Raw genomic sequence first — 26,705 nt, 5'->3', positions numbered from 1 at the left:
ACACCGGGCGGGCGGACGGACCTGGTCAGGGCGGCGGGCGGGACGCGGGCCGGCCCGCCGGCCTCACCCGGGCGTCCCCGTCGGGGAGGCGGTCGCCGGCTGCGGGACGTCGGCGGCGGCGCGGCCGGACAGTCGCTCCAGGTACCGCGCGGGGACGTCCTCCGCGGCCGGCTGGGCGCGCAGCCCGACGTAGCCGTCCGGGCGGACCAGGTACAGGGCCTCGGCGGTCGCGCCGTAGCGCCGGTGCGTCTCGCCGTCCGGGTCCAGGAGCACCCGCCGCCCGGCCAGTCCGGCGGGCAGCCGACGTCCCCACACCACCACCCACGGGCGGAGGTCGGCGCCGGACCGCCGCTCGACGCCGTCGGCAATCGTGGCGAGCGCGGTGTAGCCGTCGTCGGTGGGGGCCTCGCCGTCGAAGAGCAGGAGGGTGGCGTGCGGGCCGCGGAAGGCGTCGAACAGCCGGGTGGGCTGCCCGGTGGCCGCGTCCTGGAGGGCGCCGTCGGGGGCCCGGTCGCCCGCGTGGACGCCCCGTGCGAAGTGGAGCCGGTCCGCCGCGTCGGCGCGCTCGTCGTCGTGGCCGGGCCTCCACCGGGTGGCGCTCAGCGGAGTGCCGTGCTCCTCCGCCAGGGAGCTCTCCCGGTAGTTCAGGTCCAGCTCGCTGACGCCGCCGAGGATGGCCCGCTGCACGGCCGGCACCCGCAGTGCGGGGGTCAGGACGTGCTCGCGCAGCAAGGTGGTCAGCGGGTCGGCGCCGAAGACCGCCCGGTACCCGAGGTCGCTGCCGCTGAGGACCGCCGCCGCGATCGGCCGGCGCTCCTCCTCGTAGGTGTCGAGGAGGCGGTCGGATGCGCGGCCCCGGACCACCAGCCCCAGCTTCCAGCCGAGGTTGTACGCGTCCTGGATGCCGGTGTTCATCCCCTGTCCGCCGACCGGGCTGTGCAGGTGCGCGGCGTCGCCGGCCACGAACACCCGGCCCACGCGGTAGCGGTCGACCAGCCGCACGTTGCTGTGCCAGGTGGACAGCCAGGTCGGGGAGGAGAGGCGGACGTGCGTCAGCCCGCTGCGCTCGGTGAACAGCCGCTGCAGCAGCTCCAGCGACCCCGGCTCCTCGGTCCCGGCCGGCAGGCTGGCCTGCACCTGCCACGAGCGCAGGCCGCGGAACGGGCTGGCCGCGAGGTACTGCCCGCCGTCGAACCACACGTACCCGCTGTCGGCCGGCTCCAGCCCGTCGACCTCGACGTCGCCGAACAGGAAGCGCTCCTCGCGCGACTCCCCCTCCAGCGCCATCGCCAGCAGCTCCCGGACCCGGCTGTGGCCGCCGTCGCAGCCCACCACCCAGCCGGCCCGGATCGTCTCGCCGGCGCCGTCGGGGGACGTCGCCACGCGGGCGAGGACGCCGTCCTCCTGCTGCTCCAGGTCCACCAGCTCGCGGCCCAACTCGACCGCCCCGCCCAGCTCCGTCAGCCGCTCGCGCAGCACCTCCTCGGTGCGCCACTGCGGGATGAGCACGAGGTTCGGGTGCGGGATGTCGAGCAGCGGGTCGCGGCCGGGCAACCGCAGGTCGACGAGCAGCTCCCGCTGGACGTACCAGCGCACCCGCAGGTCCCGGGACCAGCCGGCCTCGAGCACACGGTCGACGACGCCCAGGTCGTCGAGGACCTCGAGGGTGCGTGGCTGCACGCCCTTGCCGCGCGACTTGAGCTCGGGCTGCGGCAGCCGCTCGACCACCCGGACGGCCAGGCCGCGGCGGCGCAGGTCGCAGGCGAGCGTGAGGCCGGTCGGGCCGGCGCCCACGACGAGGACGTCGACGTCCGGGGACCCGCGTCGCTGCACCAGGACGCCGGTGGGGGACGGTGCTGGTGCCATCGGTACCTCCGGGGGAAGCCGTGAGCAATCCCCGATGGTGAAGCGCAGCCCGGGGCACGGTAAGGGGCGAGGGGCCCGGTCAGGCCGTGGCGGCGATCCTCGCGGCGAGCTTCGGCTGGTCCTTGAGCGGGAGGTGGCCGAGGGCGGGCGCGATCTCGGGCAGCCGGTGCCGTTGCGTCGTCGTCGCCCGGAACAGGAGGCCGACGGTGACGCCGTGGTCGGGACGGGCGACCACCTCGACGGCGTCCCCCGCGCCGACGTCCCCGGTCTCGAGCACCCGCAGGTAGGCGCCGCTGGCCCCGTGGGCGGTGAACCGCCGGACCAGCTTGGGCACGCCCCAGAACCGCTCGAAGTTGGCGCACGGGATGCGGCAGGCGGTCACCTCGAGCAGCGCCGTCCCGACCCGCCACCGCTCACCGAGCACCGCGCCGGTGAGGTCGACACCCGTCGTTCGCAGGTTCTCGCCGAATCGGCCGGCCGGCAGCTCGCGGTCGAGCTCGGCGGACCACCAGTCGGCGTCTTCCTGCGCGTAGGCGTAGACCGCCTGCCCCTCGCCGCCGTGGTATTTGCGGTTGACCTGGACGTCGCCGTCCAGGCCGAGCGGGTGGACGGCGACCCGCCCAGGAACCGGCCGCTTGTCGATGCCGCTCCGGTTGGGACGACGGCCGGGCAGCGGGAGCAGGTCGGAGCCGGAGACGCAGACCGCGTCGAGGCGGCCGCGGGTCACTTCTTGGAGGCGGTGGACTCGTTGGTGGAGAGCGCGGCCACGAAGGCCTCCTGGGGGACCTCGACGCGGCCGACCATCTTCATCCGCTTCTTGCCCTCCTTCTGCTTCTCCAGCAGCTTCCGCTTGCGGGTGATGTCACCGCCGTAGCACTTGGCGAGGACGTCCTTGCGGATGGCGCGGACCGTCTCGCGGGCGATGACCCGGGAGCCGACGGCGGCCTGGATCGGCACCTCGAACTGCTGCCGCGGGATGAGCTCGCGCAGCTTGCCGGCCATCATCACGCCGTAGCTGTAGGCCTTGTCCTTGTGCACGATGGCGCTGAACGCGTCGACGGCCTCGCCCTGCAGCAGGATGTCCACCTTGACCAGCGACGACTCCTGCTCGCCGGCCTCGGCGTAGTCGAGGCTGGCGTAGCCGCGGGTGCGCGACTTCAGCGCGTCGAAGAAGTCGAAGATGATCTCGCCGAGGGGCAGCGTGTAGCGCAGCTCGACCCGCGACTCGCTCAGGTAGTCCATGCCGCCGAGCTGCCCGCGGCGGCTCTGGCAGAGCTCCATGATGGTGCCGGTGTAGTCGCTGGGCGCGATGATCGTCGCGTTGACGATCGGCTCGAAGACCTTGTCGATCTTGCCCTCGGGCCAGTCGCTGGGGTTGGTCACGGTGATCTCCGAGCCGTCCTCCATGACCACCCGGTAGACGACGTTCGGCGCGGTGGAGATGAGGCTGATGCCGGCCTCGCGCTCCAGCCGCTCGCGGACGATCTCCAAGTGCAGCAGGCCGAGGAAGCCGACGCGGAACCCGAACCCGAGTGCGGCGGAGGTCTCCGGCTCGTAGGTCAGCGCGGCGTCGTTCAGCAGCAGCTTGTCCAGCGCCTCGCGCAGCAACGGGTACTCGCTGCCGTCGATCGGGTAGAGGCCGGAGTAGACCATCGGCTTGGGGTCGCTGTAGCCGCCGATCGGCTCGGCGGCCGGCTTGTGCTGCAGCGTGACGGTGTCGCCGACGCGGGACTGCCGGACGTCCTTCACACCGGTGATGAAGTAGCCGACCTCGCCGACGCCGAGGCCGTCGACCGGCTTGGGCTCGGGGGAGATGACGCCGATCTCGAGCAGCTCGTGGACGGCGCCGGTCGACATCATCTTGATGCGCTCGCGGCTGGAGATGCGGCCGTCGACGACCCGCACGTAGGTGATGACGCCGCGGTAGATGTCGTAGACGCTGTCGAAGATCATCGCCCGGGCCGGGGCCTCGGCGTCGCCGACCGGGGCCGGGATCTGCGCGACGATCTGGTCGAGCAGCTCGGGCACGCCCTCGCCGGTCTTGCCGCTGACCCTGAGGACCTCGTCGGGGTCGCAGCCGATGATGTGCGCGATCTCGGCCGCGTACTTCTCGGGCTGGGCCGCGGGCAGGTCGATCTTGTTGAGCACCGGGATGATCGTGAGGTCGTTCTCCAGCGCCAGGTACAGGTTGGCCAGCGTCTGGGCCTCGATCCCCTGCGCGGCGTCGACCAGCAGCACGGCGCCCTCGCACGCGGCCAGCGACCGGGACACCTCGTAGGTGAAGTCGACGTGGCCGGGGGTGTCGATCATGTCGAGGACGTACTCGGTGCCCCCGACCTGCCAGGGCAGGCGCACGTTCTGCGCCTTGATGGTGATGCCGCGTTCGCGCTCGATGTCCATCCGGTCGAGGTACTGGGCACGCATCTGCCGCGCCTCGATGACCCCGGTGACCTCGAGCATCCGGTCGGCCAGCGTCGACTTGCCGTGGTCGATGTGGGCGATGATGCAGAAGTTCCGGATGCGGGCCGGGTCGGTGGAGGCGGGAGTCGTCACAGTGCCCCCATCGTCCCACGGCAGCGGGACCGGTGAGGCGATTGCCTGCCAGGCGGCGCTCGCCGACAGTGCTGCCACGACCCCTGCGGGCAGCCCCCGCCTGCCCTACCCGGACCTGCCCGCCCCGCTGCGCGCGGACGTCGAGGCGGCGCTCGGCTCGCCCGTGGTCACCGTGACCGGCTGCACCGGGGGCTTCTCCCCTGGGACCGCGGCCGTGCTGACCTGCGCCGACGGGACGCGGGCCTTCTGCAAGGCGGTCGGCACGCCGCTGAACCCGGACACCCCCGACCTGCACCGGACCGAGGCCAGGGTTGCCGCGGCGCTGCCGCCGGACCTCCCCGCACCGCGGCTGCGCTGGTGGACCGAGCGGGACGTCGGCGGCGACGTCTGGGTGGCGCTGCTGTTCGACGCGGTGCCCGGGGAGCCGCCGGCCCTGCCGTGGACACCGGCGGCCGCGGCGCGGGTCGTGCCGGTCCTCACCGACCTGGCCCGGGCCGCCACCCCGTGCCCGGTGCCGGGGCTGCCGTCCGTCCCCGACCGGCTCGCCGGTCAGCTGACCGCGTGGCGCGCGCTGGCCGCACGGCCGCCCGCCGATCTGGATCCCTGGGAGCGCGGGCACCTCGACCGGCTGGCGGCCGTGTCCGGCCGGCTGACCGCCTCGGGCGGGCTGTCCGGGGAGACGCTGGTCCACCTCGACGTGCGCGCCGACAACCTGCTGGTCACCGCGGACGGCACCGTGTCCCTCGTCGACTGGCCGTGGGCGGCCCGCGGTGCAGCGTGGGTGGACACCGTGCTGTTCGCCCTGGACCTCGCGGTGCACGGCGGTGTGGACCCGGAGCTGCTGGTGGCGGACTCCCCGGTCGTGGCGGCAGCCGATCCCGCCGACGTGACCGACCTGCTGCTCGCGCTGACCGGGACCTGGGCGCAGGAGATGCGGCGGCCACCGCTGCCCGGGCTGCCGACCGTGCGGGACTTCCAGCGCCGGTTCCACGATGCCGCCCTGGCCTGGGCACGGCAGCGGGTGGACGCCGGCCTCGCCCGGCCGCTGTGACCTGCGCGGCCGGACCGACCGCGGGTTGGGGCGGGCCGACGACGCTGGTATCTTGGCAGACCGGTCCGCTGACGCACGCCGTCCGGACGCACTGTCCAGAAGCACCCCCTCCGAGAGACACCCGAGGCTCACGCGTGGCGAACATCAAGTCCCAGATCAAGCGGAACAAGACGAACGAGAAGGCGCGCCAGCGCAACGTCGCCGTCAAGTCCGCCCTGAAGACGGCCGTCCGCCGCTTCCGCGCGGCCGCTGCCACCGGGGACGCCGCGGCCGCGACGACCGCGCTGCAGACCGCCAGCAAGGCGCTGGACAAGGCCGCCAGCAAGGGCGTCATCCACAAGAACCAGGCCGCGAACCGCAAGTCGGGCATGGCCAAGCAGCTGTCGGGCCTCTCCAGCTGACCTCCGGCCGCGTCCGCGCGGCCGTCCGACGAGCCCCCTCCCCCTGCGGGACGGGGGCTCGTCGCGTTCCGGTGGGGTCTGTGGGCCTCCTGCACGAGTCCCGCACGCCCCGTCCGGAGGCTCAGGCGCCGTCCCGGGTCCCGCCCCGAGGTGGCGAGGGGTGAGGGGGACGGGGTCCTCCGACGAGCGGTGGGGGGCAGAGGGGTCCTCTCTCAGCCGCGGACGCCGCGGCCGGTCTCCCGGCGGATGGTGACGATCCGCCGGATCGCCCGTTCCAGCGCGTAGTCGGCGCTCGCCGCGGCGCCCTTGACGTCGGCGTTGAGCTCGGCGGCCACGCCGATCGCCTGCTGCAGGCCGTCGATGCTCCAGCCGCGCGCCTGCGACTGCGCCCGCTTGACCTTCCACGGCGGCATCTTCAGCGTGCGGGCGAGGTCGCCGGGGTTGGAGCTGCGCACCGAGGAGACGCGGGCTGCCGTCCGCACCCCGTCGGCGATGGCGTCGGCGATGAGGACGTGCGCGACGCCGCGCTGCAGGGCCCACCGCAGCATCTCCAGCGAGCCCTGCCGGTCGCCGACCAGCACCCGCTCGGCGACGGTGAAGCCGGTGACCTCGGCCTGCCCGCGGTGGAACCGCGCGACGGCGTCGGCGTCGACCGTGCCGCCGAAGTCCGAGACCAGCTGCGTGGCGGCCGACGAGAGCTGCCGCAGGTCCGCGCCGATCGCCTCGACCAGCGCCGAGGCGGCGTCCGGGGTGATCCGGCCGCCCACCGAGCGCACCTCGTTGCGCACGAAGCCGATCCGGTCCCCCACCGAACTGATCCGGGGGCAGTCGTCGACGGCAGCTCCCGCGGCGGTGAACGCCTTGACCAGCGCCTCGTTGCGCTTGCCGCCGGAGTGGACGATGACCAGCGTCAGGTCCGGGTCGGGGTCCTTCGTGTAGCCGGTGAGCGCCTCGACGAGGGCTCCGGCGGCCTCGTGCACACCGGTGACGACGACCAGCCGGTGCGCGCCGAACAGCGAGGGCGCCAGGACGTCGGCCAGCTGGCCGACGGGCAGCCCCTGCGCCGGCAGGTCGTGCAGCTCGGCGTCAGGGTGGTTCTCGAGCACGGCTGCCCGCACGGCGGAGACCGCGCGCGAGCGCAGCAGCTCCTCCTCCCCCACCACGGCGCGCAGGCGGGAGGTCGGTGCGGGGGGTGCTGCGGCCACACCGGCATGGTGTCACGCAGGACCGACGCTCCCGCCGTCCCGCGCGGACGGCCACGTGCCCGCCGACCGCAGTCTCCGGGGACCGCTCCACCGCTGCGCCGGTTACCGCTGTGCCGGCCGTCGCTGTGCCGGCCGTCGCTGTACCGGACGCCGCGGCGCCGTCGTCCGGCCCGCGGACGGCCGCCCCCCACGCGTCGGCGTCGCCCACGACGGCCAGGTCGCCCTCCCGGTCGGTGCGGTGCACCCGCACGCCCTGCTGGGCCAGCCAGGACAGCACCCGGGCGGTCGGGTGCCCGTAGGTGTTGTCCGCGCCCACCGAGACCAGCGCGACCCGTGCTCCTGTGGCGGCGAAGAAGCCGCGGTCGGCGTCGGCGCTGCCGTGGTGCGGCACCTTGAGCACGTCGGCCCGCAGGTCGACGCCGCGGGCGAGGATCCGGGCCTCCATCGCGCCGCCGAGGTCGCCGGTGAGCAGCACCCGGATCCCGCGTTGGGTCACCCGGACCACCAGCGACAGGTCGTTGGCCGGGACCGCGGCCGTCGCGACCTCCGGCGGCGGGGCGAGCACCTCGACGGTGGCCGTCCCGACCGTCCGTCGGTCGCCGGGGACCAGCACCGCGCGCTCGGCCCCGGCCCGCCGCACCGTCGCGTCCAGGACGCCGGCCCGGTCCTCGGCGGGCGAGAGCGTGCCGGTGGCGATGACGCCGACGTCCCGCCCGGACAGCGCTCCGGCCAGCCCCCCGACGTGGTCGGCGTCGAGGTGGGTGACCAGCACCAGGGGCAGCGTGTCGACGCCCAGCCGGTCCAGGCAGCGGTCGACCGGACCGACGTCGGGCCCGGCGTCCACGAGCACCGCCTCCCCCGGCGCGGTCGGGACCACCAGCGCGTCGCCCTGACCGACGTCGCAGGCGACGAGGACCGTCCGCTCGGGCGGCCAGCCGCGGGTGACCTGCCGCAGCGGCCAGCCGAGCACCACGACGCCGACGAGCGCGGCGAGGGCCAGCGGCCGGGCGCGGGGGAAGCGCCACAGCAGCCAGCCGCACACCAGGAGCAGCACCGTCAGCAGCACCGCGCCGCGGGTGCCCGCCGGCCAGCCGGTGGCACCTTCGGGCAGCGCCGCCGCCCGCTGCGCCACGACGACCAGCCACCGCGCCGGCCACCCGGCCACCCACACCAGCGCCTCACCCAACGGCGGCACCACCGGGAGCGCGAGCGCAGCCAGCAGGCCGAGCACGGTGGCCGGGGCGACGGCCGGCGCGGCGAGCAGGTTGGCCGGCAGCGACACCGGGCTCACCAGCCCGGAGAGCCCGGCCACCAGCGGCGCGGTGGCCAGCCCGGCAGCGGCGGCGACCGCGACCGCGTCGGCCAGGACCGGCGGCCAGCCGCGGGCGCGCAGCCGCCGGGACCAGCCCGGCGCCAGCAGCACGATGGCGGCGGTGGCCGCCACCGAGAGCGCGAAGCCGGCGTCCCGGGCGAGACCGGGGTCGACCAGCAGCAGCACGACGACGGCGGCACCGAGGGCCGGCAGCGCCGCGCGGGACCGCCCGGTGGCCAGCGCCAGCAGGGTCACCGCGCCCATGGCCGCCGCCCGGACCACGCTGGCGCTGGGCCGGGCGAGCACCACGAACCCCGCCAGCGCGAGGACCGCGACCAGCGCCTGCACCCGCCGGTCGACCGCCCGGCGTCGCAGCGGCGCCAGCACCCCCGCCAGCACGATCGCCACGTTCGCGCCCGACACGGCCGTCAGGTGCGCCAGACCCGCCCGCCGGAAGTCCTCGACGAGCACCGGGTCCATCGCCTGCGTGTCCCCGACGACCAGGCCCGGCAGCAGCCCGCCCGCCTGCGGCCCGAGGAGGCGGACGGCGGCCTCGCGCAGCCCCTCCCGCAGTCCTCCGGCGGCCCGCTGCCACGCCGAGGGCTCCCCGACCGGCACCGGCGGCGCCCGCGCCGACAGCCACGCGACCAGGCCCTCCTCCGCGGCAGCCGGGGCGGCCGCCGCCCGGACCCGGACCACCTGGCCCGGGAGCAGGCCGCGCCACTCGTCGGCCGGGCCGAAGAGGACCACGGCGTCGTCCAGCGAGGTGTGCGTTGCGCCGTCCACCAGCGCGGTGACGGTGGCCTGGACGACGGCCCGAGGCGGTCCCACGCCGCGCACCGCCGTCGGGTCGGCGTCGAGCTCCAGGACCAGCTCGACCGTCCGCCGTCCTTCGGCCACTCCGGCGAGCGGGGAGGCCTCCCGGGCCGACTCCCGCACCGCCGCCGTGGCCGCGGTGACCGCGAGCGCCGCCAGGACGCCCAGCAGCACGACCGCCGCCGGCGCCCGGCTGCGCTGGGACACCGCGACCGCGGCCAGGACGGCTCCCGCCGCCACCCCGGCCAGCAGCGGGACGGGCAGCAACGGGGCGGCGAGGGTGCCGGTCCAGACCGTCGCCGCCGCGGGCGCGAGCCGCAGGTCCAGCCACGACCAGCGCTCGATCCTCACACGGCCACCAGCTCGGCGAGCTCGGCGTAGGTGGCCGGGCCGATGCCGGGGACGTCGTCGAGCTGCTCCACGCTCCGGAAGGGCCCGTTGCGCTCGCGGTGCTCGACGATCCGCTGGGCCAGCACCGGACCGATGCCCGGCAGCGCGTCGAGGTCCGCGGCCGTGGCGGCGTTGAGGTCCACCGGCCCGGCTCCGCCGGCTGCGCCCGCCCCGCCGGGAGCGGCGCCGCCGGCCACCTCCGCGCCGGGGACCCCGACCGCCACCTGCTGGCCGTCGGAGACGACCGCGGCCAGGTTGACCGAGGCCGGATCGGCGTCGGGGAGCAGACCACCGGCGGCCGCCACCGCGTCGGCCACCCGTGCTCCTTGCGGAAGCGTGACCAGGCCGGGCCGGGCCACGAGGCCGACCACCGAGACGACCACCGTGGCCGCGGACTCTGCGGCGACCCCCACCGACGGTGTCGCCGCGGGCTCCGTCTCCGCGGGCGGTCCGGCCGGGACCGGCTCGACCGGTGCGGGCTGCACCTGCGGACGGTCCAGCCACGTGCCGCCGGCCACGAGGAGCGCGGCGAGCAGGCCGGCGACCCACAGCGACCAGGCGGCGCGGCGGCCGGGGGCCAGCCGGACGGCGCTGCCCGGAGTGCGGTGCCGGCCGACGCCGGCGGGCAGCCCGTCCGCCGGCTCCGCGGCTCCGGGCTGCGGCTCCTCCCGCTCGGGGTGGAGGTCGTCGGTGCCGGGGTCGTCGTTGGGCACCCAGCCGGGCGGACGGCTCTCCTGCAGCAGGGCCCGCAGCCGTTGCCGGATCAGGTCGGCGTCGTCGCTGCGGCGGGGAGGGAGGCGCACCGGCGCGACGCTAGGGAGCGACGCCCCCGATCGGCCGTGTCGCCGACGACCTGTGGACGGCCCCGGCCGCTGTGGACACCGGAGGCCGGTGCGGGAGCGGGACGGGCAGGCTGCACGGGTGCCTGCCCACCCGTGCCCGCTACCCGTCCTCCGCCTCCTGCGGACGGTCCTGCTGCGTGGGCACCGGCGGCGCCCCGGCCGGTGCCACGACGAGGCCCACCGCGCCCGGCCCCACATGGGCGCCGATCGCCGCGCCCAGCTCGCTGACGTAGAGCTCGCGCAGGCCCGGCAGCCGCTCCTCGAGGTCGGCGGCCAGCTTCTCGGCCCGCTCCGGTGCGGCCAGGTGGTGGACGGCGACCATGACCGGACGGCCGGCCGCGGCCTCGACCCCGCGCTGCACCAGGCGGACCAGGGCCCGGGCCGTCGTGCGCACCTTCTCCAGCGGCACCACCCGGCCGTCGGCGACGTGCAGCACCGGCTTGACCGACAGCGCGGTGCCGATCATCGAGGCGGCGTGCCCGATGCGCCCGCCCCGGCGCAGGTGCTCGAGGGTGTCGACGACGAACAGCGTGCGGGTAGCGGCGGCGGTGTCCCGGGCGGCCGCGGCCACGGCGCCCATGCCCTCGCCCCGCGCCGCTGCGCGGGCCGCCGCCAGCACCGCGAAACCGTTGCCCATCGCCGCCGAGCGGGAGTCGACGACCGTCACGACGTGCTCACCGACCTGCGCGGCGGCCAGCCGAGCGGCATCGACCGTGCCGGAGAGCTCGGCGGAGAGGTGCACCGAGACGATCCGGTCGGCCCCGGCGTCCAGGCGCCGGCGGTAGGCGGCCACGAAGTCGCCGGGGGTCGGCCGGGAGGTCGAGACGCGCTGGCCCCGGGCGGTGAGCGCACGGGCGACGTCTGCCGGCCCGATGTCGGCTCCCTCGCGGCCGGAGTGACCGGCCATGACGACGTAGAGCGGGACGACCTCGACCGCGTACTGCTCCAGCAGGCGGGCAGGCAGGTAAGCCGAGGAGTCGGTGACCACGGCGACGGACACCCGGCGAGGCTAGCCCGCACCCTCCCGCGGCCCACCGGCCACGGCGGGGATCACAGGGCGTCGGCGTCCTGGGGAGGGCCCGGTGCCCCCTCCTCGGGGCTGGCCCCGGCGTCGGGGTGCCGGGCGTCCGGCTGCGGCGCGGGGACCGGTCCGTCGGGCAGCTCCGGCGCCGTCGTGTTGTGCCGGAGCAGCCGCCACCGGCCGCGCTGCTGCGCCAGCTCGCTCCACGCGCAGTTGGCCAGGGGGCCCAGCACCCGGCGGTGCTCGGGTCCGAGTCCGAGCAGTGCCTCGATCAGCCGCGCGGAGGTCCCCCCGTGGGTGACGAGGACGGCCGCCGGCGCCTCGGGCAGGTCGCGCAGCGCGGCCAGCGCCCGCGCCGGGACGTCGGCGGAGTCCTCACCGCCGCGCCCGGCGATGGGCCGTCCGGCCAGCCAGTCGGCGTACTGGTCCGGGTGGCGCTCGGCGACCTCCTCACGGGTGAGCCCCTCCCAGGAGCCCATGCCGACCTCGCGCAGCCGGGGGTCCAGGCGCAGCGGCACCCCGAGCACGTCGGTGAGCGCCACCGCGGTCTCGGCGGCCCGGCCGAGGTCGCTGGAGAGGACGAGCGTGCCCTCGGGCAGCGGCGCGGCGACGTGCGGGGCGGCCTGCCGCGCCTGGCGGCGGCCCACCTCGTCCAGTGGCGGGTCCAGCTGTCCCTGGAAGCGGCCCGCGGCGTTCCACTCGGTGCGCCCGTGCCGCCAGAGGACCAGCCGCGGCACCGGCAGCACCGGGGCGTCGCTCACCGGCCGGCCGCCTCCGGCGCCGACGGGTCCTCGTCCTGCAGCGGGCCGCCGCCCGCCGTGGCCCCGTCCCCCGGGGCGGGGGCGAGCGGCGTCGGGTCGGCGCTCGCCGGGTCGATGTCGTCAGCCGAGAGCGTCGCGGTGCCGGGCGCCGCCGCGTCGCCCTGCGGCGCGGCGCGGTCGACGAACGGGATGGTCGGGCAGTCCTTCCACAGCCGCTCGAGCGCGTAGTAGGCACGCTCCTCGGCGTGCTGCACGTGGACGACGACGTCGACGAAGTCCAGCAGCACCCAGCGCGACTCGGCCACGCCCTCCCGGCGGACCGGCTTGACGCCGTGCTGCCGCAGCCGCTCCTCGACCTCGTCGACGATGGCCTGCACCTGGCGCTCGTTCGGCGCGGACGCCAGCACGAAGGCGTCGGTGATGGCCAGCCGCTCGCTGACGTCGACGATGGCGACGTCGGTCGCCAGCTTGTCGGCGGCGGCCTGGGCGGCGAGCAGTGCGGTCTCCCGCGCCTCGGACGAGGCGGTCATCGGGGTACCTCCTGGAAATCGGTGGTCGGTGGTTCGGGAGACGGGCCCTCGGTGCCGGGAGCCGTCGCTCGGGGCCGGGAGTGGGTGGGGCGGTCACCGGACGGCGAGGCGTCCCCGGCGCCGCCGCGGTGGGCGATGCCCTCGCGCGCGACGGCGCGGGCACCGGCGGCCGATCGGTACAGGCCGCGCTTCTCGATGTACTGCACGACGCCGTCGGGGACCAGGTACCAGACGGGCATCCCCCGGCCGACCCGGTCGCGGCAGTCGCTGGAGCTGATCGCCAGCGCCGGCACCTCGACCAGGCTGACCGCGCCCGCCGGCAGGTGGGCGGCGCCCAGGTCGAAGCCGGGGCGGGTGACGCCGATGAAGTGCGCCAGCGCGAAGCAGGCGGCGCTGTCGCGCCAGGTGAGGATCTGCGAGAGGGCGTCGGCGCCGGTGATGAAGAACAGTTCGTCGTCGGGCCGCTGCCGCTGCAGGTCGGTGAGCGTGTCGATGGTGTAGGTCGGACCGCCGCGGTCGACGTCGACCCGGCTCACCGAGAACCGTGGGTTGGAGGCGGTGGCGATGACGGTCATGAGGTAGCGGTCCTCGGCCGGGGCGACGTCGCGGTCGCTCTTCTGCCACGGCTGACCGGTGGGCACGAAGACCACCTCGTCCAGGCCAAAGAGGACCGCGACCTCGCTCGCGGCCACGAGGTGCCCGTGGTGGACGGGGTCGAACGTCCCGCCCATCACCCCGACCCGCCGACCTGCCACCGATCGAGCGTATCCGGGTGGGGCGGGCACCGACGCCCAGCCCGGTGACGTGCTGGAACGGTCACCCTTCAGGGGCCCGCTGGCCTCCCTGCAGGGTCCCGCCGCGAACCTGCGAGTGGCGGGGGCAGGGAGGTCCTCTTACGAGGCGTGGGGGAAGGGTGGTCCTCTCTCAGAGCGTGGTGACGAAGTCCGCGAGCTGGGCGGCGTTGCGGCACTCGACCATGTCGACCACCTCGCCGTAGCGGTCGGCCGCCGAGTCCCCGCTGCCCCACAGCCGGCGCGGCTCGGGGTTGAGCCAGTGCGCCGACCGGGCGCGGCCGACCAGGTCGGTCAGCACCGGCAGCCCCGGTGGGCGGTAGTTGGTGCGGCCGTCCCCGAGCACGAGCAGCGACGTCTTCGGCCCGACCGCCGAGGGCCAGCGGTCGGCGAAGACCTCGAACGCCGTCCCGTAGTCACTGTGCCCGTCGAAGGCGACGACGTCGGCCTCGCGCCCGATCCGCGCGACCGCGTCGGCGACGTCGGCACCGGGGCGGAAGAAGCGGGTCACCTCGTCGGTCGAGTCGACGAAGGCGAACGCCCGGACACCGGAGAAGTGCTCGCGCAACGCCTGGGTCAGCATCAGCGTGAAGTGGCTGAACCCCGCCACCGAGCCGCTGACGTCGCAGAGCACCACCAGCTCGGGCTTGTGCACCTTCCGCGGCCGGTGGTGGGTCACCACGGGCACGCCGCCGGTGCCCAGCGACGCCCGGACGGTCCTGCGGAAGTCCAGCCGGCCCTCCCGGCCCAGCCGCCGTCGCGCCGACAGCCGCACGGCCAGCCGCCGCGCCAGCGGTGCGACGGTCCGCCGCAGCTCGGCCAGGTCCGCGGCCTGCGCGCGCAGGAAGTCGACCTGGTCGGCCAGCGGGCGGACGGCGTTCCTCGCCACCTTGTCCCGGCCGCGCTCGGCCGCCGTCCGCCGCCGGACCTCGGCCTCCACAGCGGCGCGGAACGCGGCCAGCCGCTCGCGGACCGTCTGGCGGGCCACCCGCTCCGCGAGCCCGCCGCGCTCACCGTCCCCGAGCAGGCCCGCCAGCAGCTGGGCGACCAGGGTGTCCGGCGAGAGCGCCCGCATCACGCGGTAGCTGAAGAAGGACTGGCCCGAGGGCGACGGCGCCGTGCGGCCCAGCTGGTCGACGGCCTCGCGGGCGAGGCGGCGCAGCGCCTCCTCGTCGCCGTCGAGCAGCAGCCGGGACAGCTCCTCGCGCATCAGCTGGGCCAGGTCGGTGCCGTCGGGCAGGTCGAGCGTCGACTCCCCTGTCTCCCTCGGCGCCCCGCCGGGCTCGTCGTCGACCGCGGGCACCGCCGGCCGGTCGGACAACGGCCACCACAGGTCGAACAGCACGTCGTAGGCCGGCCGCTGCGCCGCCCGCTGCAGCAGCACCGCCGCCAGCCCGTGCCGCAGCTGCTCGCGGTCGAGCAGGTCGACCACGGTGAGGATCTCGGCGGCGTCGACGGCCTGGCTGATGCCGACCGGGATGCCGGCCTCGCGCACCGCCCGGACGAAGCCGTCGAGGTGGCCCGCGAGCCCGCCGTGCCCGGCGGGCCCGCCGGACCCGGCAGCCGGAGCCGTCATCAGTTCAGCCGCAGCTCGGCCGCGGCCCGGTCCTGGTCGCTGGCGTGCTTGAGCACCACGCCGAGGGTCGACCGCACGGCGTCCTCGTCGAGGGTGTCCAGGCCCAGCTCGAGCAGCGTCTGCGCCCAGTCGAGCGTCTCGGAGATCGACGGCGACTTCTTCAGCTCCAGCGCGCGCAGCGCCCGCACGGTGCGCACCAGCTGCTCGGCCAGGCCGGGCGCGAGGTCGGGCACGCGGGAGAGCACGATCTCCCGCTCCCGCTCGGCCGACGGGTAGTCCAGCGCCAGGTACAGGCAGCGCCGCTTGAGCGCCTCGGACAGCTCCCGGGTGGCGTTCGAGGTCAGCACCACCATCGGCCGGCGCACCGCGGTGACCGTGCCCAGCTCGGGGATGGTCACCTGGAAGTCGGACAGGACCTCCAGCAGCAACCCCTCGACCTCGACATCGGCCTTGTCGGTCTCGTCGACCAGCAGCACGGTCGGCTCGCTGCGCCGGATCGCGGTCAGCAGCGGCCGGGAGAGCAGGAACTCCTCGCCGAAGATGTCGTCGTGGACGGTGGCCCAGTCCGCGCCGCCACCGTCACCCGAGCTGCCCTGCGCCGCCTGGATGCGCAACAGCTGCTTCTTGTAGTTCCACTCGTAGAGCGCCCGCGCCTCGTCGAGACCCTCGTAGCACTGCAGCCGGATCAGCTCCGACCCGGTGGCCGTCGCCAGCGCCTTGGCCAGCTCGGTCTTGCCGGTGCCCGCCGGCCCCTCGACCAGCAGCGGCTTGCCCAGCCGGTCGGCGAGGAAGACCGTCGTCGCGATCTGCGCGTCGGGCAGGTAGCCGGCCGCCGCCAGCCGCTTGCCGACGTCGGAGACCGAGGAGAACTGCGGGGACTGCGACGGCGGGCGGGGCATGCGGCTCCTCGAGGGCGGGGGCGGCTCAGCGGGTGTGGCCGTTCCCGGTGACGACGTAGGTGGTGGAGGTCAGCTCCGGCAACCCCAGCGGACCGCGGGCGTGCAGCTTCTGCGTGGAGATGCCGATCTCGGCGCCGAAGCCGAACTCGCCGCCGTCGGTGAACCGGGTCGAAGCGTTGACCAGCACCGCGGCGGCGTCCACCCCGGCGGTGAAGTCGGCGATGGCGCGCGCGGAGTCGGCGACGATCGCCTCGGAGTGCCCGCTCCCCCACCGCTCGATGTGGTCCAGCGCCTGCGGCAGGTCGTCGACGACGCGCACGGCCATGTCCATCGACAGGTACTCGGTGGCCCAGTCCTCGTCGGTCGCGGGGACGACGGCGTCGTGCGCGGCCCGGGCTGCATCGTCCCCGTGCAGCGTCACGCCGGCGTCGGCCAGCGCAGACAGCAGCCGCGGCAGGAACGCCACGTCGCGGTGCACCAGCAGCGTCTCGGCGGAGTTGCAGACGCTCACCCGGTGCGTCTTGGCGTTGAGCACGATCGCCTCCGCGGTCGCGGGGTCGGCCGAGGCGTCGACGTAGACGTGGCAGTTGCCCTCGCCGGTCTCGATGACCGGCACCCGCGCCTCGCGCACCACCCGCTGGATCAGCGACGCCCCGCCGCGCGGGATCACCACGTCGACCAGGCCGCGGGCGTTGAGCAGCTCGCCCACCGACGCGCGGTCGGCAGGCAGCAGCTCGACCGAACCGGCGGGCAGCCCGGCCTTCTCCGCGGCCTCGGTGAGGACGGCGACCAGCGCGGTGTTCGTCCGGAACGCCGAGGCCGAGCCGCGCAGCAGCGCCGCGTTGCCGCTCTTGAGGCAGAGACCCGCGGCGTCGACGGTCACGTTGGGCCGGGCCTCGTAGACGATCCCGACCACGCCGAGGGGCACGCGCACCTGGCGCAGCTGCAGCCCGTTGGGCAGCGTCGAGCCGCGGACGACGTCGCCGACCGGGTCGGGCAGCGCGATCAGCTGGCGCAGCGCGTCGGCCACCCCCGCGATGCGGCCGGCGTCGAGTCGCAGCCGGTCGAGGACCGAGGCCGGGGTGCCGTCGGCCGCGGCCGCCTCGACGTCGGCGGCGTTGGCGGCGAGCACCTCGTCGGCGCGTTCCACCAGCGCGTCGGCCATGGCGCGCAGCGCGCCGTCCTTGGTGTCGGTGGGCAGGGTGCGCAGCACCCGGGCGGCGGCGCGGGCGCGCAGCGCCGCGGCCCCGATCAGCGGCAGGCCGGAGACGTCGGACACGTCCGGGAGCCTACGCGGGCGGGCGAGGGGTCCGACCCGCCCCGACCGCAGGCGCATCTGTGAGAATGATTCCCATGAACGCTTGGACGACGCGTGCCGTGACCGCATCGGCCGCCGCCCTCGCGCTGGCCGGCTGCGGGAGCTCCGAGGGCGCCGCGGCAGACGGCGGCGACGGGCTCACCGTCGTCGCCGGCTTCTACCCGCTGGAGTGGGCGGCGCAGCGGGTCGCCGGCGACCGGGCCGACGTCTCCTCGCTCACCCCGGCGGGCGCCGAGGCCCACGACCTCGAGCTCGCACCGCAGGACGTCGCCGCGGTCGCCGAGGCCGACCTGCTCGTCTACCTCGAGGGCTTCCAGCCGGCGCTCGACGAGGCGGCGCAGAACGAGGCCGGCGACACGGCGTGGGACGCCGGCCGGGCCGCCGACCTCACGCGGATCGCCGACGAGCACGCCCACGAGGGTGAGACCGCCGAGGAGCACGCGGAGCACGCCGAGGAGGGCGAGGCCACCGACCCGCACTTCTGGCTCGACCCGGTCCGGCTGGCCTCGGTCGGCGACGCGCTCGCCGAGCGGCTGGCCGAGGCCGACCCCGACGGCGCGGCCACCTACGAGCAGAACGCCGCGGCACTCCGCACCGACCTGGAGGCGCTGGACGCCGAGATGCAGGCGGGCCTGGCCGGCTGCGCGGTGGACACCCTGGTCACCGGCCACGACGCCTTCGGCTACCTCGGCGACCGGTACGGTCTCGAGGTGGTCGGCATCAGCGGGCTCAGCCCCTCCGCCGAGCCCAGCCCGGCCGCCCAGGCCGAGATCTCCGAGCTGGTCCGGGAGCGCGGCGTGACCACCGTCTACACCGAGACCCTCGTCGACCCGGCCGTCGCCGAGACGGTCGCGACCGAGGCCGGCGTGCGCACCGCCGTCCTGGACCCGCTCGAGGGGCTCACCGACGAGTCGGCCGGCAGCGACTACCTCGAGGTCATGCGCGCCAACCTGGCCACGCTGCAGGAGGGGCAGTCCTGCTCATGACCGCCGTGCGGCTGCGGGAGGCCCGCATCGGCTACGGCGACGTCGCCGTCGTCGAGGGCGTCGACCTCACCGTGGCCGACGGCGAGGCGGTCGCCGTCCTCGGGTCCAACGGGTCGGGCAAGACCACCCTCGCGCGCGGGCTGCTGGGCCTGGCCACGGTGCTGGGCGGCGAGGTGGAGGTCCTCGGCGCCCCCGTGGGGCGGCTCCGTCGTCCCCCGCCCGCCCAACGCGGCCGGATCGGCTACGTGCCGCAGCGGCACACGGTGAGCGGCGCGGTCCCGGCGACGGTGCGCGAGGTCGTCGGCGTCGGCCGGCTGGCCCGCCTGGGCCCCTTCGGCCGGCTGCGCCCGGCCGACCGGTCGGCGGTGCAGGACGCCGTGGCCGCGGTGGGGCTGGCCGACCGGCTGGGCGACCCGGTCGCCTCGCTCTCGGGCGGGCAGCAGCGCCGGGTGCTGGTCGCCCGCGCGCTGGCCGCCGAGCCGGAGCTGCTGGTCATGGACGAGCCGACCGCCGGGGTGGACGCCGCCAGCCAGGACGCGCTGGCCGCCGTCCTCGCCGACGTGTCGGCCACCGGGACGACCCTGCTGGTCGTGACGCACGAGACGGCCGCGCTGGCCGGCGTCCTCACCCGTGCCGTCGTCGTCGACCACGGGCGGATCGCCTACGACGGGCCGCTGGCCGGGGCCGGGTCCACCGACGACGGGCACCACCACCCGGAGGGCACGGGGCTGCCGCCGGCGCGCGGGTACCGCCAGGACCAGCCCCGGGTGACGACGGACGGGGGGCGCTGAGGTGGAGGTCCTCGAGTACGGCTTCATGCAGCGGGCACTGCTGGCCTCGCTGATGGTCGGGCTCGTCGCGCCGGCGGTCGGCGTCTTCCTCGTGCAGCGCCGGCTCTCCCTGCTCGGCGACGGGCTCGGGCACGTGGCGCTCACCGGCGTCGCGATCGGCGTCCTCACCTCCACCGCACCGGTCGGGACGGCGCTCATGGCGGCCGTGCTCGGCGCGGTCCTCATCGAGCTGGTCCGCGCCCGCGGCCGCACCAGCGGCGACGTCGCGCTCGCCGTCCTCTTCTACGGCGGCATCGCCGGCGGCGTCGTGCTGCTCAGCCTCGCCCCGCGCGGGCAGGCCACGAACCTCGAGGCCTACCTGTTCGGGGCCATCACCACCACGACGACCGCCGACGTCGCGGTCTTCGGCGCCATCACCGTCGTCGTGCTCGGCGTCGTGGGGCTGCTCGGCAGCCGGCTGTACGCGGTCAGCGACGACGAGGAGTACGCCCGCGCGGTGGGCCTGCCGGTCCTGGCGCTCAACGTCGTCCTCGCCGCCCTGGTCGCGGCGACCGTCGTGCTGTCCATGCGGGTGGTCGGCCTGCTGCTGATCAGCGCGCTGATGATCGTGCCGAGCGCGGTCGCCCAGCAGCTGGCCCGCAGCTTCCGCCAGACGGTGTACCTGGCCTGCGCCATCGGCCTGGTCACCAGCGTGGCCGGCACGACCGCCTCCTATTACGCCGGCACCCCGTCCGGCGGCACGATCGTGCTGCTGGCGATCGCGCTGTTCCTGCTGGCCACCACGGCGGTCGCGGTGCGCGAGGCGACCGCCCGCCGCAGGCACCGGCGCCGCGCGGAGGTGCACGCCGCGCACCCGCACGAGCACGGCGCGGGCTGCGGCCACCCGGCGGTCCTCCACGGCGACCACGTCGACTACGACCACGACGGCCACCTGCACGCCCCGCACCGCACCGGCGCGGGGGTGCACTACGACGAGCACGGCGAGCACGCACCGCCGGCGGGGACAGGTGGCAGGGCATGACCGAGGGCCCCCGCCGCCAGACCCGGCAGCGCAGCGCCGTCCTGGCCCTGCTCGACGACCAGGACGGCTTCCGCACCGCCCAGGACCTGCACGCGCTGCTGCGCGAGCGCGGGGACGCGGTCGGGCTCGCGACGGTCTACCGGGCGCTGCAGGCCCTGCTGGACGACGGCCTCGTCGACGTGCTGCGCACCGAGGGCGAGGCCGCGTACCGGCGCTGTTCGCCGGTGCACCACCACCACCTGGTGTGCCGCTCCTGCGGGCGCACCGTCGAGGTGGCCGACCCGCCGGTCGAGCGCTGGGCCGCCCGCGTCGCCGCCGAGCACGGCTTCGCCGACGTCCAGCACCAGCTCGAGGTCTTCGGCACCTGCGCGGCCTGCGCCGCCCGCTGAGCGGGAGGGTCACCACACGGTGCGGATGGCGGGGAACTCGACGAGCGCGGCGTCACTCGTGACGACGGGGAGGGACTCCAGCACCGCCTGCGCGACGATCACCCGGTCGAACGGGTCGCGGTGGGACCACTGCAGCGTGCCGGCGGTGAGCGCGTGGTGCCCGGTGATGGGCAGCTCTTGGGCCCGCAGCCTGGCGAGGTGCTCCCGGTAACCGCTGACCACTGCCGCCGCGCCCGCCAGCTTGCCCAGCCTGTGCTTCGTAGCGATCTCCCAGGCACTGGCCGCGGAGACGTACACGGTGGTCTCCGGCGCCTGCACGGTCGCGAGGGTCGCTGCGGGGATGCGTTCCGGATTCACCAGGACCCACAGCAGGGCGTGGGTGTCGAGCAGGAGCGAGGTCACTCCCACCGGGCCAGTTCGTCGTCCGGCAGCGGCTCGGAGAAGGCCTCGGGGACGTCCCCCGCCACGAAGCCGACGGGGCGGGGTGCGGGCTCGTCGACCGGCACCAGGCGCACCACCGGCCGGCCGCCCCGGGCGATGACGACCTCCTCGCCGCGCTCGGCGGCCGCGAGCAGCTGGGACAGCCGTGTCTTGGCCTCTTGCACGTTCACGTGGGTCATGGCCCTCACAGTAAGGCCTGCCAGCCAGGTTGACCAGGTCGACTTGGCCAAGCTGGACAGTGCCGTGGGCACCGCTCAGCGGTAGGGGTCGGTGACCTCCCGCAGCCGCTCGAGGGCCGCACGCAGCTGGGCGGTGGCCTCCTCCCCCAGGTGGGCGGTCCACTCGGCCTCCACCTCCGCCTCGACCCGGCGGGCCAGCGCGACGACCTGCTCGCCACGCGGGGCGATCTGCACCAGCCGCGCCCGCCCGTCGGTCGGGTCGGGGACCCGCCGCACGTAGCCGGCCCGCTCCAGCTGGTCGACGAGGTGGTTCGCGGTCTGCTTGGTCACCAGGGCCTGCGCGGCCAGGTCGGTGAGCCGGGTACCGCCTGGGCCGATCCGCGCCGCGATGCGGCCCTGGGCGAGGGTGATGTCGTCGAACCCCGCCGCAGCCAGCGCCGCGAACAGCCGCGCTTCCACTGCGCGGTGCGGGTAGAAGCAGAGCAGCCCGAGGTTCTGCCGCCCTCCTGCCGGATCGGTCACAGCACCCCTTGACGGTCGTCAGCCTATCTGACTAGATGGTCAGATCATCATACCAAGCCGGTGGAGGGGTCATGGACCTCGACGACGTGTGGCGCAGCATCGACTCCGAGCGTCTGAGCCTGGCCGACCTGCTCGACGACCTCCCCCCCACCGAGTGGGAGACCCCGTCCCTCTGCTCCGGCTGGCTGGTGCGGGACGTCGCGACCCACCTGACCCAGGCACACATGGGGTACCGGGACGCGCTCGTCGGCGCCGTCCGGGCGCGCGGCAGCTTCGACCGGATGATCCGCGACGCGGCGCTGCGCCTCGGCCCCCTGTCCCCGGAGGAGTGCAGCCGGCGGATCCGGGCGATGGTCGGCTCGCGGCGGACGGCGCCGTTCATGTCCCCGCTGGAGCCGCTCGTCGACGTCCTGGTGCACGGCCAGGACATCGCCGTCCCGCTGGGCCGGGCGCGGCCGGTGCCCCCGGTCCCCGCGGCCGCGGCGGCGCAGCGGGCCTGGGACATGGGCTTCCCGTTCCGGGCGCGGAGGCGGCTGGCCGGCCTGCGACTGCGGGCCACCGACGGCGACCTCGTGCTGGGCGAGGGTGCACCGGTCAAGGGCACGACCGGCGACCTCCTGCTCCTGGTCACCGGCCGCACCGCCACGGTGCACCGGCTCTCCGGCGAGGGCGTGCAACGGCTGCTGGCGGCGGACGGCCGCCGGCAGGACGCGAGGAGGACGACATGACCCTGGGCGTGGTGACCGACGTGTCCGCACCCGTGGCGACCTACGACGCGGTGCACGCCGCGATGGTGGAGCGGGCCGGCACGGCCGTCGACGGCCTGCTGCTCCACGTGGCCCGGCAGACCGCGGACGGGTTCCAGGTGATCGAGGTGTGGGAGTCGCGCGAGGAGTGGGAGCGCGCCAACCGGGAGGTGGTCTGGCCGGTGGTCGCCGAGGTCCTGCGGGGACAGGCACCCCCAGCCCAGGTGGTCACCGAGTTCGAGGTCCGCGGCCTGGTGGTCCCGGCCGGCGTGGTGGTGACGTGACGGAACGGCCGGCCCCCGGGGCCGGCGAGGTGCTGGAACGGCCCCCCCGCAGGGGCCCGCCGCGAGCCTGCGAGGGGCGGGGGGCGAGGGGGTCCTTCGTTCAGTTGAGGGCGCGGGTGCCCGCGGGCAGCGTGCCGCCGCGCACCATCTCCACCGTCGCGTCCTGCAGCGCGGTCAGCGCCACCCGCTGCGTGAACGGCCCGGTGGAGACGCGACCCACGCCGAGCTCCTGCAGCTCGAGGGCGGGCAGCGCGGCGCCGGGGACGCTGATCAGCGTCAGCCGGTTGCGGCCGAGGCCCTCGACGACCGCGGCGATCTCGTCGCGGTCGACCAGGCGCGGCACGAAGACGACCGGCGCGCCGGCCTCGAGGTAGGCGCGGCCGCGGCGGATCGCCTCGGCGACGAGCTCGCCCCGGTCGGCGCCCTCGGCGGCGCGGACGAAGGTGTCGGTGCGGGCGTTGAGCACGAAGTCGATCCCGGCGTCCCGGCCGGCCCGCAGCACCGCCTCGACGGCGGCCACGGCCTGGTCGAGCGGCCGCATCTGGTCCTCGAGGTTGCCGCCGACGACGCCGAGCCCGATGGCGCGGCGCGCGGTCTCCCCGGGGTCCCCGTAGCCGGCCTCCATGTCCATGCTCACCGGCAGGTCCACGGCGGCGGTGATCCGGCCGACCATGTCCAGGTGCAGGTCGAGCGGGATGTTCTCGCCGTCCTCGTAGCCGAAGGTCGCGGCGATGCCGTGGCTGGCGGTGGCCAGGGCGCGGACGCCTTCGGTGGCGGCCACCACGCGGGCGGAGACGACGTCCCACACGTTGGCGAGGACCAGGATCTCCGGGGCGCTGTGCAGGTCGAGCAGGGTGCGGGCGCGGCTGGCGAGGTCGGTCACGCCGGCCACGCTACGGCCGGTCAGCCGGCGTGCCGCGCCAGCCGGTGCCGCAGCCCGCTGCGGACAGCAGGCCACTCGGCGTCTGTGATCGAGAAGACGACGGTGTCCCGCAGCGACCCGTCCGGCATCCGCCGGTGGTTGCGCAGCACGCCGTCCTGCTTGGCGCCCAGGCGCGCGATCGCCGCCCGGGACTGCTGGTTGTGCCAGTGGGTGCGGAACTCGACCGCGAGGCAGCCGACCGTCTCGAACGCGTGGGTGAGCAGCAGCAGCTTGCTCTCGGCGTTGACCCCCGTGCGCTGCGCTGAGGCGGCCGTCCAGGTGGAGCCGACCTCCAGCCGCGGCACGACCAGGTCCAGGTTCATGTAGGTCGTCGCGCCGACCACCGCTCCGTCGGCGTTCCGGCGGACGACGAACGGCAGCATCTCCCCCGCCGCCTGCTGGGCGAGCCGCGCCTCGACGTCCGCCGCCATCCCCGCCGGCGTGGGCACCGACGTGTACCAGAGCTCCCACAGCCGGCCGTCGGACACGGCGGCCGCGAGCTCGTCGGTGTGCCCGCGGTGCAGCGGCTCGAGGGTCACCACGCCGCCGGCCAGGGTCACCGGCTCCGGGCCCGCCACGTCAGCCCGGGTCCCGGAGCGCCCTCAGCGCGGCCTTGCGGGCCTCGCCGGTGAGCCGGTCGAGAAAGACCTTCCCGTCGAGGTGGTCGACCTCGTGCTGCAGTGCCCGGGCCATCAGGCCGGTGCCCTCCAGCCGCAGCGGCTCGCCGTGCACGTCGAAGCCCTCGACGACGGCGTGCATCGCCCGCACCGTGGGCGCCCAGAGGCCGGGGATGGACAGGCAGCCCTCGTCGCCGTCCTGGGTCTCCTCGGAGACCTCCACGAGCCGCGGGTTGACCACGTGACCGATGCGCCCGTCGACGTTGTAGGAGAAGGCGCGCAGCCCGACGCCGATCTGCGGTGCGGCGACGCCGGCCCGTCCGGGGTCGGCGACGGTGTCCTCGAGGTCGCGGACCAGCGCGGCCAGCTCCCTGTCGAAGCTGCGCACCTCGTCCGCGGGGGTGCGGAGGACCGGGTCACCGAGCTCGCGGATGGGACGGATCGTCACGGTCGGCAGTCTCCCAGTGCGGGTACCGGCAGGTGGACGGCGGGAGGTCGCCATGGAGCCACGCGCGGAGCCCCTACGGCTCCCCGACGGGTACGGCACCGCGAGCACCACCCTCGACTGGGCGGCGGTCCGGTCGCGGCTGGCGTCGGCGCGGCAGTACTGGGTGGTGACCTGCCGGGCCGACGGCCGGCCGCACGTCGTCCCCGTGGACGGGCTGTGGCTCGACGACGTCTGGTACTACGGCGGCGGGGACGACGCGGTGCACGTCCGCACCGCCCGTGACCGCCCGCAGGTGGCCATGCACCTGCCGGACCCCCAGCAGGCCGTCGTCGTCGAGGGCCGCGTGCGACCGGCCCGGCCCGACCCGGCACTCGCCCGGCGGCTGGCGGAGGAGTCGCGCGCGAAGTACCCCGAGTACGGCTCCGGCGCCGACGCGGCCGCCTTCGCGGGGGCGCTGGCGCTGGACCCCGTCCGCGTGCTGGCGTGGACGTCCTACCCCGCGGACGCGACCCGGTTCGTCTTCCCGACCTGATCCGCGCGCTCACACCGCTTCGCACGCGGGTTGGCGGGGTCGGGTGTCGTCCGGGAGTGCGGGCGTACCCGGGAGCGGGTCGTGTGGAGTGGACGCCGCCGGACGGGAGACCCACGCCCCCCGGTCGGGCACCGCCGGAACCGCCGGGGCCTGCCGCGTGCAGTACCTCCGTGGCAGCTCCACCCCTGCTCACAGGTGTGAGCAGGGGTGGAGCTGCCACGGAGGTGCTCAGCAGCCGGGCGTCGGGACCGGTCGGCGTCGGGGGCCCGGCCCGCGGCGGGCGAGCGGGGCCCTGATCGGGCCCCGCCGGCCGGCTCACCCCCGCCGGTCACCCCGACCCGTCAACCGATGCGAACACTTCTATCAGCCCGGCGTCGTCGGTCCCGGGTCACGGGCGCCGGCTCCGGACCAGCCGGCGAGCACCGAGGCCCGGCACCGACCGGGCTCGTCCCCCGCCGCGACGAGGGCCGCGACCGCCAGCTCGGGGCCGTGCAGGGCGAGGGCCTCCGCGGGCAGCACGCCGGTCACGACGAGCATGGCCAGCCCGTGCCCCCCGGCCCAGTAGCACGTGGCCACCGCGAGTGGGTCGGACGCCTCGGCGAGGCGGCCGGCCCGGCGTGCCCGGTCCGCGGCCTCGACGAGCAGGGCGAAGGCGTCGTCGGCGACCGCCGGCTCCTCCAGGTCGGCCGCCGCGTCGAACATCGCCCGGTACAGGAACGGGTCGGCCCGGGCGCTGTCGAGGTAGGCGGCGCCCAGCGCGGCGAGGTCCCGCACGGGGTCGTCGGTGCGGGGCACCGCGGCGAGGCGCCGGCCCAGCCGGACGAAGCCCTCGTTGCGCACGGCCCGCCACAGCCCGGGCATGCCGCCGAAGTGCGTGTAGAGCGCGGTCGTCGACGTCCCCACCCGGTCGGCGAGCGACCGGGCGGTCACCGGTTCGCGGCGGGCGAGCAGTTCGGCGGCCGTCTCCACCAGGGCGAGACGGACGGCGGGATCCGCGGCGCGGGGCACGTTGCCAAGGATAGCGCAGCGGTGTTACATAACAACGTCACATCACCCCGACCGAGGGAGCTCCCCGTGCCGATCCAGCTGTCCAACCCGCCAGGCATCCCTGCCCCGGAGTTCTACCGCCAGATGGCGGTGGCCACGGGCTCGCGCACCGTCTACCTGGCCGGCCAGGTCGCCCGGACGGCGGACGGGAAGCCGGTGGGCGCCGGCGACCTCGCCGCCCAGGTCGAGCAGGCCTACCTCAACGTGGCCACCGCCCTCGCCGCGGTGGGTGGCAGCTTCGACGACGTCGCCAAGCTCACCCTGTACGTCGTGGACTGGTCACCGGAGAAGCTGGCCGCCCTGGGCGCAGGCGTGGGCCGCGCCGCCGAGGCCCTTCGCCTCGACCTCACCAAGCCGGTCACGCTCCTGCCGGTGGCCGCGCTCGGCGAGCCGGACCTGCTCGTCGAGGTGGACGCCATCGCCGTGCTCCCCTGAGGAGGGACCCTCT

Annotated in this window: 30 protein-coding genes; 10 read left to right on the top strand and 20 right to left on the bottom strand. The window is 75.8% G+C overall.

The window, feature by feature from the left end; translation table 11 throughout:
- Positions 1 to 63: 63 nt before the first annotated feature.
- From BLW63_RS20345 to lepA, 3 genes are all read right to left on the bottom strand, one after another.
- Positions 64 to 1,866 carry an FAD-dependent monooxygenase gene (locus tag BLW63_RS20345; protein ID WP_091160417.1) on the bottom strand — a complete coding sequence of 601 codons (1,803 nt, stop codon included), beginning with the start codon at positions 1,864 to 1,866 and terminating at the stop codon, positions 64 to 66.
- A gap of 79 nt (positions 1,867 to 1,945) precedes the next feature.
- The gene (locus tag BLW63_RS20340; RefSeq protein ID WP_091160415.1) at positions 1,946 to 2,593 is read right to left on the bottom strand and encodes an MOSC domain-containing protein; all 648 of its coding nucleotides are present in this window, start codon (positions 2,591 to 2,593) and stop codon (positions 1,946 to 1,948) included.
- The gene (gene lepA / locus BLW63_RS20335; RefSeq protein ID WP_091160413.1) at positions 2,590 to 4,419 is read right to left on the bottom strand and encodes a translation elongation factor 4; all 1,830 of its coding nucleotides are present in this window, start codon (positions 4,417 to 4,419) and stop codon (positions 2,590 to 2,592) included. The genes BLW63_RS20340 and lepA overlap by 4 nt, the downstream gene beginning before the upstream one ends.
- Before the next feature lies 1 nt (position 4,420).
- On the opposite strand from lepA, the gene BLW63_RS20330 reads away from it, so the two are divergent.
- On the top strand, positions 4,421 to 5,470 hold the full coding sequence (locus BLW63_RS20330) for a phosphotransferase family protein (protein WP_211517204.1): 1,050 nt from the start codon (positions 4,421 to 4,423) through the stop codon (positions 5,468 to 5,470).
- A 134-nt stretch (positions 5,471 to 5,604) separates the two neighbouring features.
- The gene (gene rpsT, locus BLW63_RS20325; protein WP_072912031.1) at positions 5,605 to 5,871 is read left to right on the top strand and encodes a 30S ribosomal protein S20; all 267 of its coding nucleotides are present in this window, start codon (positions 5,605 to 5,607) and stop codon (positions 5,869 to 5,871) included.
- A gap of 212 nt (positions 5,872 to 6,083) precedes the next feature.
- Here the strand turns inward: rpsT and holA are convergent, their stop codons facing one another.
- From holA to BLW63_RS20275, 10 genes are all read right to left on the bottom strand, one after another.
- Positions 6,084 to 7,076 (bottom strand): DNA polymerase III subunit delta, encoded by a 993-nt coding sequence (holA, locus tag BLW63_RS20320; RefSeq protein ID WP_139263703.1) that lies wholly within the window; start codon positions 7,074 to 7,076, stop codon positions 6,084 to 6,086.
- The gene (locus BLW63_RS20315; protein WP_091160411.1) at positions 6,958 to 9,555 is read right to left on the bottom strand and encodes a ComEC/Rec2 family competence protein; all 2,598 of its coding nucleotides are present in this window, start codon (positions 9,553 to 9,555) and stop codon (positions 6,958 to 6,960) included. Before BLW63_RS20315 ends, holA begins: the two co-directional genes overlap by 119 nt.
- Positions 9,552 to 10,397, bottom strand: a complete 846-nt coding sequence (locus BLW63_RS20310) for a ComEA family DNA-binding protein (RefSeq protein ID WP_091160408.1) — start codon at positions 10,395 to 10,397, stop codon at positions 9,552 to 9,554. Before BLW63_RS20310 ends, BLW63_RS20315 begins: the two co-directional genes overlap by 4 nt.
- 139 nt (positions 10,398 to 10,536) lie before the next feature.
- Positions 10,537 to 11,436: a DegV family protein gene (locus BLW63_RS20305; protein WP_091160405.1), complete on the bottom strand. Its 900-nt coding sequence runs from the start codon at positions 11,434 to 11,436 to the stop codon at positions 10,537 to 10,539.
- 50 nt (positions 11,437 to 11,486) lie between these two features.
- On the bottom strand, positions 11,487 to 12,218 hold the full coding sequence (locus BLW63_RS20300) for a histidine phosphatase family protein (protein WP_091160403.1): 732 nt from the start codon (positions 12,216 to 12,218) through the stop codon (positions 11,487 to 11,489).
- Positions 12,215 to 12,748, bottom strand: coding sequence for a ribosome silencing factor (gene rsfS / locus BLW63_RS20295; RefSeq protein WP_091160400.1), 534 nt, complete (start codon positions 12,746 to 12,748; stop codon positions 12,215 to 12,217). Before rsfS ends, BLW63_RS20300 begins: the two co-directional genes overlap by 4 nt.
- Positions 12,745 to 13,503: a nicotinate-nucleotide adenylyltransferase gene (nadD, locus tag BLW63_RS20290; protein WP_244522694.1), complete on the bottom strand. Its 759-nt coding sequence runs from the start codon at positions 13,501 to 13,503 to the stop codon at positions 12,745 to 12,747. Before nadD ends, rsfS begins: the two co-directional genes overlap by 4 nt.
- Positions 13,504 to 13,672: 169 nt before the next feature.
- Complete coding sequence (locus BLW63_RS20285) at positions 13,673 to 15,115, bottom strand: vWA domain-containing protein (RefSeq protein WP_170856884.1); 1,443 nt, start codon at positions 15,113 to 15,115, stop codon at positions 13,673 to 13,675.
- On the bottom strand, positions 15,115 to 16,014 hold the full coding sequence (locus BLW63_RS20280; protein ID WP_091160395.1) for an AAA family ATPase: 900 nt from the start codon (positions 16,012 to 16,014) through the stop codon (positions 15,115 to 15,117). Before BLW63_RS20280 ends, BLW63_RS20285 begins: the two co-directional genes overlap by 1 nt.
- A gap of 25 nt (positions 16,015 to 16,039) precedes the next feature.
- Entirely contained in the window at positions 16,040 to 17,293 is a 1,254-nt protein-coding gene (locus BLW63_RS20275) for a glutamate-5-semialdehyde dehydrogenase (protein WP_091160393.1), read from the bottom strand.
- Between the two features lie 74 nt (positions 17,294 to 17,367).
- Between BLW63_RS20275 and BLW63_RS20270 the strand changes: the two genes are divergently transcribed.
- From BLW63_RS20270 to BLW63_RS20255, 4 genes are read left to right on the top strand one after another with little or no spacing between them, the layout of a single operon-like run.
- Complete coding sequence (locus BLW63_RS20270; RefSeq protein ID WP_091160390.1) at positions 17,368 to 18,318, top strand: metal ABC transporter substrate-binding protein; 951 nt, start codon at positions 17,368 to 17,370, stop codon at positions 18,316 to 18,318.
- Positions 18,315 to 19,109, top strand: a complete 795-nt coding sequence (locus tag BLW63_RS20265) for a metal ABC transporter ATP-binding protein (protein ID WP_091160387.1) — start codon at positions 18,315 to 18,317, stop codon at positions 19,107 to 19,109. The genes BLW63_RS20270 and BLW63_RS20265 overlap by 4 nt, the downstream gene beginning before the upstream one ends.
- A gap of 1 nt (position 19,110) precedes the next feature.
- Positions 19,111 to 20,130: a metal ABC transporter permease gene (locus BLW63_RS20260; protein ID WP_091160383.1), complete on the top strand. Its 1,020-nt coding sequence runs from the start codon at positions 19,111 to 19,113 to the stop codon at positions 20,128 to 20,130.
- Entirely contained in the window at positions 20,127 to 20,519 is a 393-nt protein-coding gene (locus BLW63_RS20255; RefSeq protein WP_091160381.1) for a Fur family transcriptional regulator, read from the top strand. Before BLW63_RS20260 ends, BLW63_RS20255 begins: the two co-directional genes overlap by 4 nt.
- A 9-nt stretch (positions 20,520 to 20,528) precedes the next feature.
- On the opposite strand, the gene BLW63_RS20250 is transcribed toward BLW63_RS20255, so the two are convergent.
- From BLW63_RS20250 to BLW63_RS20240, 3 genes are all read right to left on the bottom strand, one after another.
- Positions 20,529 to 20,921 (bottom strand): type II toxin-antitoxin system VapC family toxin, encoded by a 393-nt coding sequence (locus BLW63_RS20250; protein WP_091160378.1) that lies wholly within the window; start codon positions 20,919 to 20,921, stop codon positions 20,529 to 20,531.
- Positions 20,918 to 21,139 (bottom strand): type II toxin-antitoxin system Phd/YefM family antitoxin, encoded by a 222-nt coding sequence (locus BLW63_RS20245; RefSeq protein ID WP_091160375.1) that lies wholly within the window; start codon positions 21,137 to 21,139, stop codon positions 20,918 to 20,920. Before BLW63_RS20245 ends, BLW63_RS20250 begins: the two co-directional genes overlap by 4 nt.
- Positions 21,140 to 21,214: 75 nt before the next feature.
- The gene (locus tag BLW63_RS20240) at positions 21,215 to 21,661 is read right to left on the bottom strand and encodes a MarR family winged helix-turn-helix transcriptional regulator (protein WP_091160372.1); all 447 of its coding nucleotides are present in this window, start codon (positions 21,659 to 21,661) and stop codon (positions 21,215 to 21,217) included.
- Positions 21,662 to 21,732: 71 nt separating this feature from the next.
- On the opposite strand from BLW63_RS20240, the gene BLW63_RS20235 reads away from it, so the two are divergent.
- Together BLW63_RS20235 and BLW63_RS20230 are read left to right on the top strand one after the other, a co-directional pair.
- Positions 21,733 to 22,389: a maleylpyruvate isomerase family mycothiol-dependent enzyme gene (locus tag BLW63_RS20235; protein ID WP_091160370.1), complete on the top strand. Its 657-nt coding sequence runs from the start codon at positions 21,733 to 21,735 to the stop codon at positions 22,387 to 22,389.
- Positions 22,386 to 22,691 (top strand): hypothetical protein, encoded by a 306-nt coding sequence (locus BLW63_RS20230; RefSeq protein WP_091160367.1) that lies wholly within the window; start codon positions 22,386 to 22,388, stop codon positions 22,689 to 22,691. Before BLW63_RS20235 ends, BLW63_RS20230 begins: the two co-directional genes overlap by 4 nt.
- Positions 22,692 to 22,791: 100 nt before the next feature.
- Here BLW63_RS20230 and BLW63_RS20225 read toward each other — a convergent pair whose 3' ends face one another.
- From BLW63_RS20225 to def, 3 genes are read right to left on the bottom strand one after another with little or no spacing between them, the layout of a single operon-like run.
- Complete coding sequence (locus tag BLW63_RS20225; RefSeq protein ID WP_091160599.1) at positions 22,792 to 23,574, bottom strand: isocitrate lyase/PEP mutase family protein; 783 nt, start codon at positions 23,572 to 23,574, stop codon at positions 22,792 to 22,794.
- A 20-nt stretch (positions 23,575 to 23,594) separates the two neighbouring features.
- Positions 23,595 to 24,191 (bottom strand): GNAT family N-acetyltransferase, encoded by a 597-nt coding sequence (locus BLW63_RS20220; protein WP_091160365.1) that lies wholly within the window; start codon positions 24,189 to 24,191, stop codon positions 23,595 to 23,597.
- A gap of 1 nt (position 24,192) precedes the next feature.
- A complete protein-coding gene (def, locus tag BLW63_RS20215) occupies positions 24,193 to 24,678 on the bottom strand; it encodes a peptide deformylase (RefSeq protein WP_091160362.1) in 486 nt (161 codons plus the stop codon).
- Between the two features lie 52 nt (positions 24,679 to 24,730).
- On the opposite strand from def, the gene BLW63_RS20210 reads away from it, so the two are divergent.
- The gene (locus BLW63_RS20210) at positions 24,731 to 25,210 is read left to right on the top strand and encodes a pyridoxamine 5'-phosphate oxidase family protein (protein ID WP_170856883.1); all 480 of its coding nucleotides are present in this window, start codon (positions 24,731 to 24,733) and stop codon (positions 25,208 to 25,210) included.
- A 363-nt stretch (positions 25,211 to 25,573) separates the two neighbouring features.
- Here BLW63_RS20210 and BLW63_RS20205 read toward each other — a convergent pair whose 3' ends face one another.
- Positions 25,574 to 26,218: a TetR/AcrR family transcriptional regulator gene (locus tag BLW63_RS20205; RefSeq protein ID WP_091160356.1), complete on the bottom strand. Its 645-nt coding sequence runs from the start codon at positions 26,216 to 26,218 to the stop codon at positions 25,574 to 25,576.
- 66 nt (positions 26,219 to 26,284) lie between these two features.
- Between BLW63_RS20205 and BLW63_RS20200 the strand changes: the two genes are divergently transcribed.
- The gene (locus tag BLW63_RS20200; protein ID WP_091160354.1) at positions 26,285 to 26,692 is read left to right on the top strand and encodes a RidA family protein; all 408 of its coding nucleotides are present in this window, start codon (positions 26,285 to 26,287) and stop codon (positions 26,690 to 26,692) included.
- Positions 26,693 to 26,705 lie beyond the last annotated feature (13 nt).

Source organism: Geodermatophilus africanus (assembly GCF_900107105.1).
Lineage (GTDB): Bacteria > Actinomycetota > Actinomycetes > Mycobacteriales > Geodermatophilaceae > Geodermatophilus > Geodermatophilus africanus.
This window is presented reverse-complemented; position numbering and strand designations above follow the sequence as displayed.